Source organism: Streptomyces sp. NBC_00659, from assembly GCF_036226925.1.
Lineage (GTDB): Bacteria > Actinomycetota > Actinomycetes > Streptomycetales > Streptomycetaceae > Streptomyces.
The window spans coordinates 9106234-9121565 of sequence record NZ_CP109031.1; the positions used below are offsets into that span (position 1 = coordinate 9106234).

Consider the following 15332-nt stretch of genomic DNA (forward strand, 5'->3'; position numbering starts at 1 on the left):
GTCAACGGGCTCGCCCTCTGACCCGGACACCTGAACGGCACGCGCGCCCGGCGGGCGTCAGTCCACCGGCCAGGTGTGGACCGGTGCGTTGAGGTGCATGTAGTCGATGTACTGCCGGGTCATGCGTCGCAGGGCCTCGTGACGGCCGCAGTGGTCCGACGATTCGAAGCGGTGCAGCATCTCCTTCTGCCAGACCGCTCCGTTGCGCGCGGTGATGCACCGCTGCTCGATGATGCCGAGCAGCGGCTCCCGCCAGGCCTCGTCCATGCCCGAGCGCTCCAGGCCCCGGTGCGCCAGCGGCAGCAGCCGCCGCAGGACGAGTTCGGGCACCGGCACCTCACCCGCTCCCGGCCAGTACAGCCGGGCGTCGATGCCGTTCCGGGCCGCGGCGTGCAGGTTGTCCTCGGCGGCCGAGAAGGACATCCGCGACCACACCGGCCGGTCCTCCTCCACCAGGGCGCGGGTGAGACCGTAGTAGAAGGCACCGTTGGCGAGGGTGTCGGCGACCGTCGGGCCCGCGGGCAGCACGCGGTTCTCCACTCGCAGGTGCGGCCTGCCCTCGGCGACAGCGTAGACCGGACGGTTCCACCGGTAGATCGTCCCGTTGTGCAGGGTGAGTTCGGACAGCTCCGGTGTGTCCCCGCGGTCCAGCGTCTGCGTGGGGTCCTGGTCCTCGCACAGGGGCAGCAGCGCGGGAAAGTAGCGCAGGTTCTCCTCGAAGAGATCGAAGACGCTGGTGATCCACCGCTCCCCGAACCAGACCCGGGGCCGTACGCCCTGCGCCTTGATCTCCTGCGGGCGGGTGTCCGTCGCCTGCTCGAACAGCGGGATACGGGTCTCGTGCGCCAGCTCCTTGCCGAACAGGAAGGGCGAGTTGGCCGCCAGGGCGACCTGGACTCCGGCGATCGCCTGCGCCGCGTTCCAGTAGTCGGCGAACTGCTCCGGTGACACCTGGAGATGGAACTGCGTGCTCGTGCACGCGGCCTCCGGCGTGATGGTGTCCGCGTAGGTCCGCAGCCGGTCGACGCCGTCCACCTCGATGAGCAGATCCTCGCCGCGCGCCGCGAAGACCTGCTCGTTGATCAGCTGATAGCGGGCGTTCTCCGACAGCGCGTCCGGTCCGACGTCCGCCTCGCGCAGGGTGGGCAGGATGCCGATCATGATCAGATGGACGCCGATCGTCCTGGCGCGCTCGTCCGCGTGGTTCAGGGCGGCGCGGATCTCCTCCTCCCAGGCGTCGGGGCCGCCCGCGATCAGCCGCCGGGGCGGAACGTTGATCTCCAGGTTGAACCGGCCCAGCTCGGTGTCCCAGGCGGGGTCCGCGATGGCCTCCAGCACGTCGGCGTTCCGCATCGTCGGCTCGCCCTCGGTGTCGGTCAGGTTCAGCTCGATCTCCAGGCCCACCCGAGGGCGCTCCACGTCGAACCGTGACTCCCGCAGCATCTGCGAGAAGGCGTCGAGACACTCCTGCATCTTGATCCGGTACCGGCGACGGTCCTCGCGGGTGAAGACCAGCGCCGGAACGTCGCGTCCCATCGGTCCTCCCGGTGGCCCCACGGATACCTCTCCCCTCCAGCGTCGCACCATGGGGCGGGTCTGACCATGCGGGACGCCCCTGCCCGCCGGGCCGGAGCCGGGGAAGGCGGTCACATGTGGTGTCCGGTCCGCTTCGGAAGGTGGGTGAGGCTGCGGTGGTCCGCCCGTTCCGGCGGCGGATCCCGCGCGGTGGTCCGGCGGGTCCGGCGATGGATCCCGCGCGGTGGTCCAGCCCGTTCCGGGGGGATTCCCCTCGGGACTGCCTCGCCCTCACCCGGGCTCCCGTCACCTGCCGTCGCCTTCGACAGGGGGTCGCATGAGGTCGAGGTCGTCGCCCCAGGCGTCCAGCACGTCGCCGTGTCCGGCGGATCTGGCAGCTTTCTCGACATGGGCGAACAGGTGTCGTTGCAGGGCTGTGTCACCCGTGGCCGAGACGCGGTCGACGGCACGCAGCAGTGCGTCGGTGTCCCAGCCCGGCAGGGGGTACCGGACGAGCTCCCACTCCAGGTACTTGTTGTACGGGCGGGGGCGGCGGTCCAGAGCGAAGAGCAGCTCGAGCAGGAACCGCATGCTGTCGACGGCGTCGAGGCGAGCGGCGAGAGCCAGACCGTCGCGGTGGTTCTTGACGGAGCGGTAGAGGGAGTTGGCGTAGGCGTCGAGCCGTTCGCCCGAGCTTTGGAACGCCTCGTCGGCGTCCAGTCGTGCCCAGCGGTCGAGGACACGGGCGATGCCTCCGTCGAGCCGGTCGAGCACGATCCGGGCACGCGCCAGGGCATAGCGTTCCCACCCCGGAATCCCGGCTCCACGGAACTCGGTGAGCGTGACGACGACGAGGTCGAGTCCGGTGCCGCGATGGCTCGTGAACCGGGTCGGATCGATGCTGGTGCCGTCGGCGACGACAACGTAGAGATCGTGGTCGGAGTACGGGGTGATCATGCCGTCATGGGCTCGGGATCCTTTGAGGACGAGGCCGACGACGGCTGGGTCGGCGGTGGCGAGTTCGACGAACGCGTCGTAGGCGATGGGCTGTTGAGCATGCACGGTGCGGATCTCCGGTGAGGTGACGACGGGTATGCCTGCCAAGGGCGGCCCGCGTTACGAGGCGCCCCGTACCGTTCGCGGTCGCACGGGGCGGCCACCTGGGAGATCAACGCACAGAAGGACTCTACCGCCCGGCCGGTCGCGAGGGCAGGACGATTGCGGTGGTGTACCCGGTGGCCGCGCTCCCGGTGGGGGACGGAGTCCTGGACCCCGGACCGGACGGACAGAGTTCTCCGTCAGACGGTGATGACGACCTTCGAGCGCGCGTGCTCCCCTTCGAGGTACCGGATGGCCTCGGGAGCTTCGCTCAAGGGGTAGGTGCGGTCGATGACAGGGGTGAGTTTCCCGGAGTCGGCGAGTTCCCTCAGGGTCGCCAGGTTCTCCTTGCCCGGTGTCGCCGTGAGGACGAGCAGCCGGTGGCGGGCGAAGCGTGACATCACCTGCCCCCTGATGAGGAGCCCCATCGGCCCGATGACACTCCCGCCTTCGAATACGCCCCCACCGGAGAGAACGATCGTCCCCGTGGGTTTCAGGGCGCGGCGGAACCCGGCCAACGAGTGGTTCCCCACCAGGTCGAAGACGACGTCGTACCGCCGTCCGTTCCGGGTGAAGTCATCCTGGGCGTAGTCGATGAGGTGATCCGCGCCCAGCGACCGGACCAGTTCGCCATTTCGCGCACTGCACACGCCCGTCACTTCCGCGCCGAACGCCTTGGCGATCTGCACCGCGAAGGTGCCCACACCGCCTGACGCACCATTGATCAGTACCTCCTGCCCCGGCTGCACCTGTGCCAGGTCCCGCAGGCCCATCAGCGCGGTGTTCCCCGCCAGCGGCAACGCGGCCGCCTGCTCGAACGACAGCGCGGCCGGTTTCGGCTCCACCACGTCGTCCGAGGCACAAACGAACTCGGCGAACGCGCCCTCGGTCTCGCCGAACACCTCGTCGCCGGGACGGAACCTCTTCACGGCTCTGCCCACCGCCTCCACCCGGCCCGCGAAGTCCGTGCCCCTGATCTTCGTCTTCGGACCGCTCACCCCGAGCGCCAGGCGCGCCAGGTACGGGTCGCCCCGCATGAGGTGCCAGTCGCGGGCGTTGACCGAGGCCGCGTGGACGCGGACCAGTACCTCCCCGTCGGCGACGGCCGGCGTGTCGACCTCTCTGAGCTCCAAGACGTCAGGTGAGCCGTACCGGTCCTGGGCGATCGCCTTCATCGGGCCTCCGTGACGCACGAGTTCGGTGCGGAATGGAACGGCTGACCGGATGTTCAGCACCACTCACGATGGTAGGCAAGCGACGGCGGCATGGGTATCGGGGCGAATCCCTAGGTGACGCGCGGAGGCGGTTCCCGGGCGTAGGGGTCAGCCGCCCTGGCCGGCGCTACCGATCGGGCCGACCTTCACCGGGGCGCCGGCGCCGTCCGTGACGGGCAGCGTGGGGCCGCCCGGCCAGGCCAGGGTGACCGTCTTCGTCTCGTTCGGCGGGGTCACCAGCAGACCGGTGATGCGGACGCCGGAGCCGCCCGACTCGTTGAGCGGGTAGGTGATGCCGAAGGCTGTCGACTGCCCGCTCTTGAGGACGGTCCGGTCGGTCGGCGCACCGGTGCGCTTCGCGGAGAGCGAGCCCGAACCGGTCTTCAGGTCGACGCCCGCGTACCCGGAGATCGTGCAGTCGCGGCCGCCGCCGTTCTTCAGCTGTACCGCGACGGTGCCGTCGGGGTCGCCGTCGATGGTGTCGTCCTTCGCGGTGATCTCCAGCTCGTCGGTGTGGCACCGGTCGACCTTGCCGCTTGCGTCGGAGCCGGTGCCGGCGGTCGAGCCCTTTCCGGCCGAGCCCTTCCCGGTGCCCGCCCCGCCGCTCTGATCCGAACCGCCCGAGTCCGAACCCGCGCCCTGATCCGTACCGTTCGCGCTCGAACCGCCGCCCGGGGCGGACTCACGGGAGGTGGCGGACGGTGCGCTCTGCCCCGTTCCGTCATCCCCGCTCTGGCAGGCCGTGAGCGAGAGACCTGCGGCGATGGCCAGGGCGGCGAAGGTGAGCCTGTGAACGCGCATCGTTTCATCCTCGGTATCGGTCGGTGGTGCCGGCTGCTCGGTACGAGCGAGCGTTTCCGAACGCCAAGAGCCGGTCCGACCCGGCACACGTTCCGCCCAACCACCGTGTAATGCACGCCTGTTACACGCGAGGCACCGAACGCCGTCGACTACTCCGGCTCTGACGCGACCGGAGGCAGTGGTTCCCGGGCCGTGTGCCAGGCCGCGGGAAGTGCGGCGACTCCCGTGCGAGCGGCGATGACCCCGCCCGCGATGGCGCAGGTGGTGTCGATGTCACCGCGCCCGGCGACCGTCAGCCACAGGCCCTCGTGCAGGTCGTCGAGGTGCCCCGCCGCGCACCACAGCGCGTAGGGCACGGTGTCGGGCCCGGACATCCTGTAGCCGGAGCCCAGGACCTCCGCGGCGTGCCGCACCGAGGTGCGCTCCGGCATCCGGGCCGCGATTCGCACCCCCGACCGGACGTCGCTGTCGGGGAGTCGTTCGGCGACGGCCAGGAGGAAGTCCGGCCGCGCCGGAGCGCTCCCGCCCCGGCTGCGCGTTGCCAGCGCCGCGGCGAGGGCGACCGCCACCGCCCCGGTCACCGCCTCCTGGTGGTGGTGCGAGACCGCGCCCTGGCGGGCGGCCTCCTCGGCGACCGCGTCGAGGTCGGCGGCGTGCCAGGCGCCGAGCGGGGCGGCGCGCATGGCCGCGCCGTTGCCCCAGGAACCCAGCCCGCCGAACTGTCCGGCGACCACCTCCCGCCAGGGTTCGCCCGCGCCGATCCGACGGAGCACGTCATGCATCGAGGCTCCGTAACCGCGGTGCGTGTCCTCGGTGTAGGCGGCCGCGAAGCGCAGAGCGAGACGGTCCTGATCGATGGCGCCGCCGCCCTCGGCGAGTTCGCGGACGAGGACGAGGGCCTGGGCCGTGTCGTCGCTCCACCGCCACAGCGGCTCCGGGGGCAGCGTCCGCGCCTCGAGAACCTCGGGACCGTTCCGGCGCAGGATGCCGAACCAACGGTCGCCAAAAGCGTCACCGAAGGCAAGCCCGTTCAGCGAGTCCAGAGCGGCGGCAGGCACGTTGATCATCGGAGCATTATCACAGCGCGACGGCACACCGGCACTCCGTTATCGGCGCGGGCATGCTTCTGCGCTCACCGAACCGAACGATTGGCGCGGCGCAGTGCCGCCTTCTCAACGGGAGCCCGTCGTGGCGGAACGCGCTGTCGCCGTGACCCGCCGAGACCGCCCCGCCCCCGCGACTCCCAACAGCGGTTCGTCTTCCGCCCGTTGCAGTGAGGGGAACGCCCCTGGGCCTGGAGAGTCCCCGCACGTAGCCGATCCGCCCAAGAGGGCATCCCGTCAGTGGCGACCGGTGTCGATGACACAGAAGCGGTTGCCGTCGGGATCAGCGAGTACGACGAAGTCGGCGTCGTCCGGATAGAGGTCCCAGTCGACGCGCCGCGCGCCCAGAGACACCAGGCGCTCGACCTCCGCAGCCTGGTCGGCAGCGTCCCCGGCGTACAGATCCAGGTGGATCCGCGGATGCTCCTGCACCGGCGTCTCGCTGAGGCCTAGTGACAGCTGCACTCCGGTTCCGTCCGCCGGCACCAGCACCACCCAGTCGTCCTCCAACTCGTCGCGGGGGACGTAGCCCAGAGCCTCCGTCCAGAACGCGGCCGCGCGCGGCACATCCGAGACACCAAGGACAACGGAACCGACTTTCAGCATGCGCTGATTCTGGCGGACAGACCCGAGTGAACAAGCCCGAGTGAACAAGCCCGAGTGAACAAGCCCGAGTGAACAAGCTGGCATCGCCGCCGGGACCTGTGTCACCGTGCGTCGCGCAGGTGCAGAAGATACGCCGCGGTCAGGGCGACGGCACGGTCCGAGTCCTGCGACAGTTCCACGAGGGCGTCGTACGTCCTCGTCCCCGGGATGCCCGCCAGCGCCTGGGTCAGCCGTCCGCGCGCGGGCGCTTCCGGGGTGGGGCGGGCGAGACGGTCGAGGAGCCTGTTCGCGAGATCGTCCGCCGTCGCGGTGTCGCTCGCCAGCACGCTCAGCGCGTCCGCCGCGTCGGTGTCGTTGCGTCCCTCCACGATCATGTCGACGAGCGTCGGAACCGCATCGGCCACCCCCCGTGCTCCGAGCGCCAGAGCCGCATGCCCGCGGACCACGTCGTCGGGGTGCGCGAGGGCGGCCCGCAGATGCGCGGTGGCTTCGTCGCCGGGCATCTCGGCGAGTGACTGGACGGCACGTTCCCGTACCCCGGCCGACGGCGAGGTCAGGCCCTCCGCGAGCAGCGCCGGTCCGCGGTCGCCGGAGCGCGCCAGTGCCCATCGAAGGGCCCCGGCGACGTTCGGCTCCGTCTCGCTCAGCACTGCCTCGACCAAGGCCTCCACCGGCACCGGGACCTCGCCGGCCGAGGACAGGGCGGCGCGCTGCCGTGCGTCGGCGCTCTTGGAGGCCAGCGCCTGGAGGAGTGCGACAACTTGGAGGACGTCTTCCCAGTCGGCGGGTTCCGCGGCGTGGATCCTGCGCAGCCGTGTGAGCAACTCGGTCTCGGCCGCGATGCGTTCGCGCGTCTGGCGGACAAGGCCCTCGACGAGCGACGAGGGTGTGAAGCCGGGATCGTCGAGAGCGCGCCCGATCTCACGCAGCGACAGGCCCAGCGACCGCAGGCTCTCGATATGGAAGATCCGCCTGATGTCGTCCCCGGAGTACTCCCGGTAGCCGGAGCCGGTACGCCCCGAGGGACGCACCAGACCGAGCGACTCGTAATGCCGCAGCATGCGGGAACTGACACCGGACCGTCGCGCCACCTCACCGATCAACACGCCCTATCGTCCCTCCTGACCAGTCCCGTCGAGAACCGCGACGCGCTTCGCCTCCTCGACGGCCCCCTCGAATCCGGCGTCGGGATCGTGCAGCAGTCGCTGGGTGGCGAGCGCGTGCGTACGTACGCGCGGGGCGGGCGCCGTCGTCGCGGCGAGCAGGACCGGAACGATCACGTCTCCCAGCGCGATCAGGGCCTGGCTGAGACTGAGCTGCGTCTCCCGCTCGCCGCGCCCGAGCTGAGTCGCCAACTCCGCGGCCAGGGAAGCCTCCTCGCCCGCGGGCACGAGCACGACCGCGGCACGCCAGGCGCTCCGCGCGACCTCGTCGTCGGCGTCGGACAGCAGGCTCGGTGTGATCGCCGGCCACGCCCGCCGGTCCCCGATCTTGGACAGCGTGTGCAGCGCCTGGCTCCGTGCCTGCGCGTGGTCCGAGCGGGCTTCGCGGAGCAGCGCGGGCAGCGTCATGGACACCGGGTGGCGGGTGAGCGCCCAGGTCAGCATGTCGCGGACGAAGAACTCCGGCTCGACCGCGGATCTCCGGACGAGGCCGGCGACGAAGCGCGGGTCGGGCGTCGTGCCAGCCGCCAGAGCGGCCCGCAGCCGCACGGATGAGCTGTCGTCCTCCAGCCCCCGGAGCACGCGTACCGCATCGGCGTCCCGTTTCGTGATCGTCATCGAGATCACCTCCTTGGCACGCAGTGAAGGCCTTGTCATCGTGTCAAGGTCAAGCGGGACCGCCGCGCGGGGAACGGGACCGGCGCGCGGGGGCCGCGTACCGCCTGCGTGAGCGGACCCCCGTCCGGACCGCGCGGTGTCTGGCTCGGCTCCCGGCCGTACCGAGATCCGACCGGCTCCTGGGGGGCCACGACCCGGACGGGCACCGAGGTCGGTGGCGGCGACGCCGGGGCGGCTGAGATCCGGGGGGTCAGGCGGCTGCGGGCCACCGGTGCGGATCCCGGCCCAGCAGGCGCAGCGTCTCGTCGAGGGGTCCCGACCCGCCGGGCACGTCCAGTGCTGGGGCGAAGGCGTTTCCGGGGCCGCGGAGGGCTGGATCGGCCGGTACCCGTCGGGCTGTGGCGAGTGCCGCGCCGAGGACGTCGTCGGAGAGTTCCAGGCCCACTCCCAGGGCTGCGGCGACGTCCCAGGCGTGAACCACGTAATCGACGAAGTGGAAGCGGACGGCCTGCCGTCCGGTGAAGCTCCCGCCCAGCTCCGGGAGTGCGAACTCCCTTTCTGTCGCGCCGGGTTCGGCGAAGGCCGCGAGGACGGCCGTCGCGGCCACCCGGTGGACGAGGGCCGGATCGTCCATGTCCGGCGCCTCCTGCCAATGGGCTGCCTCCAGGCCCGCTCCGCGTGCCGCCGCCGCGAATCCGAGGTGCTGCGCGGTCATGTGCGCCACGAGCCGTCGAAGGTTCCAGCCCGCGCAGGGAGTGTCCCGGTCCCAGTCCGCGCTCTCCGCCAGTTCCACCACCCGCAGGGCCTCGTTCACGGCGATCCTGTCGAGCTCCACGATGTCCGCTCCGGTGACAGTCATGATCCGACCGTAAAACTGTGCGACCGATCGTTCAATTTGTTTTCCAGCCAAAGGAATTGCTCGAGCCGAGAGGGGCGAACCGTGGGATCAGTTCCCTCGGGGCGCGGGCGTCGTCCCTTCCGTCGAGGCGTTCCGCAACCGGTTCGCGATGCCCAACCGGGCACGCTGATAGGCGGTTTCCTCGGCGTGGAGTACGGAGACGGCGTTGGCTGCTTCCATCAATGCGACGATTTCAAAGGCGAGTTGGGGAACGTCGGTGTCCGATCGCAGCTCGCCGCCCGTACGGGCCTCGTCGATCGTGCGCTCCATCAGCGCCGTCCAGGCCCGGTGGGCCGACACCACCGCGTCATGGACCGGCCCCGATCGGGCGTCGAACTCGGCGATGACCCCGTAGAAGAAGCAGCCGCCCGGGAAGACTCGCCCGCGCGAGTACTCGAGCCACAAGTCGCACAGCCGTCCCACCCGTCCGACGCCCGCAGGGACCTGTTCCGAGGGCCGGACCACCCGCTCGCCGAAGATCCGCCCGGCTTCGCGCACGGTCGCGAGCTGAAGCTCCTGCTTGGACCCGAAGAGTGCGAACACCCCGCTCTTGCTGAGGCCCAGCTCGGTCGCGAGCCGTCCCGCGGACAGTGCCTCAAGCCCCTCGACCGAGGCGATGTCGACCGTTCGGTGAAGCACCAACTGCCGTGTGCGGTTACCCCGTTCGAGCCGTCCGTCGAGCCGGGTCATCTACGCCCTCCCTGTCCTGGCGCCGAGTGCCCGGCGACCATGGTGCAGGCGCCCGGCATGATCCGTGCGGGCGCCGCGCCTGCGAAGGGTTCCCCCGCCACACCTGTGTGATCATGCCCGTATGACAGCCGGCCGCATCATCTTCCTCAACGGTACGTCCAGTTCAGGAAAGTCGAGTGTCGCCCGCGAGTTGCTCGACATTCTCGACGACGGTGTCTTCTTCCACCTGGCGGTGGACAGCTTCAACGCGATGCGCACCAAACGAGCCCTCGGAGCGGAGGAACTCGAAAGCGCGCTGCGGCGGACCCGGATGGGCTTCCACCGCTCGATCGCGGCGATGGCCGAGGTCGGCAACGACATCATCGTGGACCATGTGCTCAGCGAGCCTTGGCGGTTGCTCGACTGCCTGTCGGTTCTGCGCGCCGAGGACGTGCTGTTCGTAGGTGTCCGCTGTCCGTTGGAGGAACTCCTACGCCGGGAACAGGCGCGCGGAGACCGTCCGTCGGGCCTGGCCGCGCACCAGTACGACCTCGTCCACCGTCATGGTGACTACGACCTGGAGTGCGACACCAGCACGTCGAGCCCGCGCGAATGCGCTGAAAGGATCAAGGAGTTCCTTCCGCTTCGTCCCAGCCCTACTGCCTTCGCCCGCCTGCGTGATCGCTACTTGTCGTCGGGCGATACCCCGGACGCAACTATCGGTCAGATGTGACTGTCGAGAGTTCGGACATGCCCGTTTCGCTGCACCTGCAAGTGATCACCCCTGACAACCTCGAGACCGCCATCGGCCTGAAGGTCCGCCCCGACCAGGAACACGCGGTGGCACCCGTGGTGAAGTCGCTCGCCGAGGCGTACGTTCATCCCGGCATCGCCTGGCCCCGGCTCATCTGCGACGGCGACGAGGTCGTCGGGTTCCTCATGGCCTTCTTCGATATCGACTGGACCAGCGACGGTACCGACTTCCGCTCCGGACTCTGGCGCCTCAACATCGCGGCCGGAAAGCAGGGCAGGGGCTACGGACGCTTCGCCGTGCAGTCCGTGGCCGCCGAGATCCGGCGCCGGGGAGGCACTCGCCTGACCACCACCTGGCATCCCGGCGAGGGCGGCCCCGGACAGTTCTATCTGACGCTCGGATTCCGGCCCACGGGGGAGACCAGCGGCGACCAGACGGTGGGCACCCTGGAACTGGAACCCGGAATAGCCGACGGGTGTCCCGCGTTCCGACGATCATGACGACGAATGCGCCGCGGCCCGATGTACTGCGATACACCGCCTTTTCCGACAGCCCGGACGGCGGAAATCCCGCCGGCATCGTTCTGGACGCCACCGCCCTCGACGACAGCGACATGCTGGCCGTCGCCGCCGAACTCGGATACTCGGAGTCCGCGTTCCTGACCCCGGCCCCGGAGGGACTCGAAGGCCAGGAGGGACGCACCTACAGCGTCCGCTACTTCAGCCCGAAGGCGGAGGTACCGTTCTGCGGGCATGCCACCGTCGCGGCGGCCGTGGCGCTGGCCGAGCGAATCGGGCCCGGGGAGCTGGTGTTCTCGACGCGCGTCGGCGTCGTGCCGGTGGAGGTGGCCCAGGAGGGCGGGACGATCCGGGTCACGCTCACCAGCGTGGAGCCGCACATCGAGGAGATCGCCGACGCCGACCTCACGGAGGCGCTCGCCGCGCTCGACTGGCCGGCCGCCGACCTCGACCCGGCCTTCCCGCCCCGCATCGCGTTCGCGGGTGCCCGCCACCTCGTACTCGCGGCGGCGACGCGCGCTCGCCTCGCCGATCTCGCGTACGACTTCGCGCGCCTCGAAGCCCTCATGCACCGCCTGGACCTGACGACCATCCAGCTGGTCTGGCGAGAGACGGCCACCGTCTTCCACGTCCGCGATCCCTTCCCCGTCGGCGGGGTCGTCGAGGACCCCGCGACCGGCGCCGCGGCCGCCGCGTTCGGTGCGTACGTCCGTGAGTTCGGCCTCGTCCCCGAGGACGCCGTGCTCACCCTGCACCAGGGCGAGGACTTGGGCCGCCCCGGCCGGCTCACCGTGACGCTGCGCGCGGGCGACCCCCGCGTCCGCGTCAGCGGCGCGGGAACGCGCATCAGCTAGGAGCTAGGAGTCGGGAGCCGTCCGCCCGATCGCACAGCCACGCCCGTAGCCGCCCGTCGGCCGGACACGTCCCGGTCGGCGGGTGCGGCAACCCCCGGTGTCAGTGCCCGCCGTTACCGTTCGGTCGTACGCGATCTTCAGGGAGGGTGGCTCGATGGGCGCCAGTGGGTGGGACTACGTCACCAGGTACGACGGGGACGTCGAGGCGGCTCTGGAGGCCTTGCGGGTCAGGGTGTTTCAGGAGGAATACGGCGACGGATCGAGCTACCGAAGCATCGAGGACCTGTACGAGGACGAGGAGTTCATGGGGACGGAGGGCACTCACACGATCCTCGACATCGACAGGGTCGTCGCCACGGATGCCCCGCCGGTCCCGTCCCGTTCCTCTGACTACGGCACCCTCCGCCCCCTGGCGGCGAGCCGGGTGGTTCACCACTTCGATACAGACCGCCCCACGGTCGAGGAGTACGAGAGACTCGTCGCCGCTGCCGCCGAGACCACGAGTCACGAGGAGCATGCGCGGAGTCTGCTGGGCGAGCGCCGGATGGGGTGGACCGGCTATTACGTCGTCCTCTACTCCGATGAAAAGCCCACTCATCTGGGCATCTTCGGCTCCTCGGGCGACTAGTGCTGGATTCCTCAAACGGTGTACACGTATCGGCGTCGTAGGGAGCGGGTTGGCGGTGCTGTTCTGCCCCAGATCCATGGGCCGGCATGGGAGTTGAGCTGGTTGGTTGCGAGGGTTGTGGCTTGGGCGATGTCGTCGGGGTTGGCGAAGGAGCGGCCGGCGAGGGCGGCTTTGCGGAAGATGCGCCACCAGCCTTCTTGGAGGTTGAGCCAGCACGCGCCGACGGGGATGAAGGCGTGGTGGATGCGGGGATGGTCCTCGAGCCAGGTCCGGGTGGACAGGCTGTTGTGGCTGGACAGGTTGTCGGTGACGATCCAGATCTCCCCGTCCGGGTTGGCATTTTCGACCTGTTGCAGGAACTGCTGGTAGAAGACGCTGTTGCGGGAGGACGCTGTCATGGTCAGGGCCTGGCCGTCGGCCGGCCGTAGACCGCCGTAGACCCAGGTTTTCTCCGGTCCGCGGCTGTAGTCGAGCTCCGCCTTGATCCGATGCCCGTTGGGTGACCAGGCGGGTGCGGGCGGGAAGGTCCGGGGGATCACCGGCCCCAGCTCGTCGGCGCAGATCACCGTCGCACCGTCGGGCGGGTGGGTGTAGAGGCCGATGATCCTTGTCCTTCTGGGACGAAGTCCGGGTCCTTCGATCGCATCCAGGACCGGGTACGGCGCCAGCGCACGCCCTCGGCGAGCAGGATGCGTCTGACCTGTGAGCGGCCCACCTCGATTCCTTCGGCCTGTGCTGCTGTGGCCAGGGAATCTAGCGTCCACTCGGGCGGTCCTGACTCATCGAAGGCCCACAGTTCCCCGACGGGCTCCCACCGCAGTCGTCCCGGCGGGATGGTCTTGACCAGGGAGATGATCTGGGATCGTTCCTGTTCGGTGATGCGTCGCTTGCGGCCCTGCCCGCCCAGATCATCCAGTCCCTGCAGGCCCAGGCGGTTGAAGCGGTGCAGCCAGCAGCGGACCGTTTTCTGGCTGCAGTCCAGCTCCACGGCGATCGCAGGGACCCGCAGCCCCGACCAGCTCAGCTCGATCATCCGGGCCCGCATCACCACATCCCGAGGAGCCTTCCGTGCCCGCGACAACCTGCGAACGAGAGCCCGCTCGTCCTCGTCACGCCCCGGTCGTGCCCATAAAACCATCGCCCAGCACCCGCCCCCGAGCACCCGCAACTACCCCGCCACCAGCACATATACCCAGTCAAAGAGGAATCCAGCACTAGGACCCACCGTGTCGGTCACCTGACGGCATCGTGTTCGGATCGTCGTGTGCTCCGTCACCATGGTTGTGCGGAGCGTGGAGGTGCGGCCGGGGCGGACCCGGCTGCCTGAGGTGGCAGCCGGGTCCATGGCCGTGCGGGGCCGTGCCCGGAACCGGGCGCAATCGGTGACGCGGCCGTGCGTGACGCGGAGGCGGGGCGCCGGGGCGCGGGGGTCTCAGCGGGCGAGAGCGGCTTCGCTCGACGCCTGGGCGCGCGGGTCGGACGGGAGAGCGCGAAGGATGTCCTCGACGCTCTGCTTGGCATCACCGAAGAGCATGCTGCTGTTCTCGCGGAAGAACAGCGGGTTCTGCACGCCCGCGTAGCCGGACGCCATGGAGCGCTTGAAGACGACGACCTGCTCCGCCTCCCACACCCGCAGGACCGGCATGCCCGCGATCGGGCTGGTGGGGTCATCCTCCGCGGCCGGGTTGACGGTGTCGTTGGCGCCGATGACCAGGACGACGGAAGTGTCGGCGAGGTCGTCGTTGATCTCGTCCATCTCCAGGACGATGTCGTACGGCACCTTGGCCTCGGCCAGCAGCACGTTCATGTGCCCGGGCAGACGGCCGGCCACGGGGTGGACGCCGAAGCGGACCTCCACGCCGCGCTCGCGCAGCTGACGCGTGAGCTCGGCGACCGGGTGCTGCGCCTGGGCCACGGCCATGCCGTAGCCGGGGGTGATGACGACGGACCGGGCCTGGGTCAGAAGCTCGGCCACCTCCCGGGCCTGGATCTCCCGGTGCTCGCCCTGTTCCTCGTCCCCGCCGGTGGGAGCCTCGATGCCGAAGCCGCCCGCGATGACCGAGATGAAGGACCGGTTCATCGCCTTGCACATGATGTACGACAGGTAGGCGCCCGAGGATCCGACCAGCGCGCCCGTGACGATCAGCAGGTTGTTGTCGAGCAGGAATCCCGCCGCCGCCGCGGCCCAGCCGGAGTAGCTGTTGAGCATCGAGACGACGACGGGCATGTCGCCGCCGCCGATCGAGGCCACGAGATGCCAGCCGAGGACGAGCGCGAGCACGGTCACGGCGATCATCAGACCGAGGCCGGGGCTGATCGTGAACCAGACCGTCAGCGCCACGAACGCCACCAGCGCCGCGACGTTGAGCGCGTTCTTGCCCGGCAGGACCAGCGGACGGGACTTGGCGCGCCCCGACAGCTTGAGGAAGGCGACGATCGAGCCGGTGAAGGTGACCGCGCCGATGAAGATGCCGATGAACACCTCGGCGTGGTGGATCTCCAGCAGATCGGCCGTGACATGCCTCTGCGCGGCGCCGTGCGCCTCGACCTCCAGGTAGCTGTTCCACCCGACCAGCACCGCGGCGAGGCCGACGAAGCTGTGCAGCACGGCGATGAGTTCGGGCATCTCGGTCATCTCGACCTGTCGCGCCCGCCAGATGCCGATCGCCGCGCCGAGCACCATCGCGACGACGATCAGCGTGACCGCGCCCGCGTTGATGCTCTGTGCCGCGAGCACGACGGTGGCGACCAGGGCGAGGGCCATGCCGGCGATGCCGTACACGACACCGGCACGGGAGGTGCGGTGCTGGGACAGTCCCGCCAGGCTGAGGATGAACAGCAGGGCGGCGACCAGGTCCGCAGCGTGGGACGCTGTAGTGGTAGTCATGGCGGC

The 15332-nt window shown here is 70.0% G+C and carries 17 protein-coding genes; 4 read left to right on the forward strand and 13 right to left on the reverse strand.

Annotated features, from left to right (window positions below):
* Positions 1-57: 57 nt before the first annotated feature.
* The 10 genes from OG410_RS39885 to OG410_RS39930 all read right to left on the reverse strand — a co-directional run bounded on the left by OG410_RS39885 (position 58) and on the right by OG410_RS39930 (position 9706).
* Complete coding sequence (locus OG410_RS39885) at positions 58-1536, reverse strand: glutamate--cysteine ligase (protein WP_329303642.1); 1479 nt, start codon at positions 1534-1536, stop codon at positions 58-60.
* 285 nt (positions 1537-1821) lie between these two features.
* Complete coding sequence (locus tag OG410_RS39890; RefSeq protein WP_329304453.1) at positions 1822-2577, reverse strand: hypothetical protein; 756 nt, start codon at positions 2575-2577, stop codon at positions 1822-1824.
* A gap of 236 nt (positions 2578-2813) precedes the next feature.
* The gene (locus OG410_RS39895) at positions 2814-3788 is read right to left on the reverse strand and encodes an NAD(P)-dependent alcohol dehydrogenase (RefSeq protein WP_329303643.1); all 975 of its coding nucleotides are present in this window, start codon (positions 3786-3788) and stop codon (positions 2814-2816) included.
* Positions 3789-3935: 147 nt separating this feature from the next.
* On the reverse strand, positions 3936-4628 hold the full coding sequence (locus OG410_RS39900) for a DUF4232 domain-containing protein (protein ID WP_329303644.1): 693 nt from the start codon (positions 4626-4628) through the stop codon (positions 3936-3938).
* Between the two features lie 149 nt (positions 4629-4777).
* Positions 4778-5695 (reverse strand): ADP-ribosylglycohydrolase family protein, encoded by a 918-nt coding sequence (locus OG410_RS39905; protein ID WP_329303645.1) that lies wholly within the window; start codon positions 5693-5695, stop codon positions 4778-4780.
* 273 nt (positions 5696-5968) lie between these two features.
* Entirely contained in the window at positions 5969-6337 is a 369-nt protein-coding gene (locus OG410_RS39910) for a VOC family protein (RefSeq protein ID WP_329303646.1), read from the reverse strand.
* Between the two features lie 101 nt (positions 6338-6438).
* A complete protein-coding gene (locus OG410_RS39915; protein WP_329303647.1) occupies positions 6439-7443 on the reverse strand; it encodes a HEAT repeat domain-containing protein in 1005 nt (334 codons plus the stop codon).
* A 3-nt stretch (positions 7444-7446) separates the two neighbouring features.
* Entirely contained in the window at positions 7447-8118 is a 672-nt protein-coding gene (locus OG410_RS39920) for a HEAT repeat domain-containing protein (protein WP_329303648.1), read from the reverse strand.
* A 250-nt stretch (positions 8119-8368) separates the two neighbouring features.
* Complete coding sequence (locus tag OG410_RS39925) at positions 8369-8977, reverse strand: TIGR03086 family metal-binding protein (RefSeq protein WP_329303649.1); 609 nt, start codon at positions 8975-8977, stop codon at positions 8369-8371.
* Between the two features lie 87 nt (positions 8978-9064).
* Positions 9065-9706, reverse strand: a complete 642-nt coding sequence (locus OG410_RS39930) for a TetR/AcrR family transcriptional regulator (RefSeq protein ID WP_329303650.1) — start codon at positions 9704-9706, stop codon at positions 9065-9067.
* A 121-nt stretch (positions 9707-9827) separates the two neighbouring features.
* On the opposite strand from OG410_RS39930, the gene OG410_RS39935 reads away from it, so the two are divergent.
* The 4 genes from OG410_RS39935 to OG410_RS39950 all read left to right on the forward strand — a co-directional run bounded on the left by OG410_RS39935 (position 9828) and on the right by OG410_RS39950 (position 12439).
* A complete protein-coding gene (locus tag OG410_RS39935) occupies positions 9828-10418 on the forward strand; it encodes a chloramphenicol phosphotransferase CPT family protein (RefSeq protein ID WP_329303651.1) in 591 nt (196 codons plus the stop codon).
* A 17-nt stretch (positions 10419-10435) separates the two neighbouring features.
* Positions 10436-10939 (forward strand): GNAT family N-acetyltransferase, encoded by a 504-nt coding sequence (locus OG410_RS39940; protein WP_329303652.1) that lies wholly within the window; start codon positions 10436-10438, stop codon positions 10937-10939.
* Positions 10936-11811: a PhzF family phenazine biosynthesis protein gene (locus OG410_RS39945; protein WP_329303653.1), complete on the forward strand. Its 876-nt coding sequence runs from the start codon at positions 10936-10938 to the stop codon at positions 11809-11811. Before OG410_RS39940 ends, OG410_RS39945 begins: the two co-directional genes overlap by 4 nt.
* A gap of 154 nt (positions 11812-11965) precedes the next feature.
* Entirely contained in the window at positions 11966-12439 is a 474-nt protein-coding gene (locus OG410_RS39950; RefSeq protein WP_329303654.1) for a hypothetical protein, read from the forward strand.
* A gap of 11 nt (positions 12440-12450) precedes the next feature.
* On the opposite strand, the gene OG410_RS39955 is transcribed toward OG410_RS39950, so the two are convergent.
* The 3 genes from OG410_RS39955 to pntB form a co-directional block, all read right to left on the reverse strand.
* Complete coding sequence (locus tag OG410_RS39955; protein WP_329298339.1) at positions 12451-13005, reverse strand: transposase; 555 nt, start codon at positions 13003-13005, stop codon at positions 12451-12453.
* A complete protein-coding gene (locus tag OG410_RS39960) occupies positions 13002-13484 on the reverse strand; it encodes a helix-turn-helix domain-containing protein (protein WP_329298340.1) in 483 nt (160 codons plus the stop codon). Before OG410_RS39960 ends, OG410_RS39955 begins: the two co-directional genes overlap by 4 nt.
* A 387-nt stretch (positions 13485-13871) precedes the next feature.
* Positions 13872-15326, reverse strand: a complete 1455-nt coding sequence (gene pntB / locus OG410_RS39965; RefSeq protein WP_329303655.1) for a Re/Si-specific NAD(P)(+) transhydrogenase subunit beta — start codon at positions 15324-15326, stop codon at positions 13872-13874.
* Positions 15327-15332 lie beyond the last annotated feature (6 nt).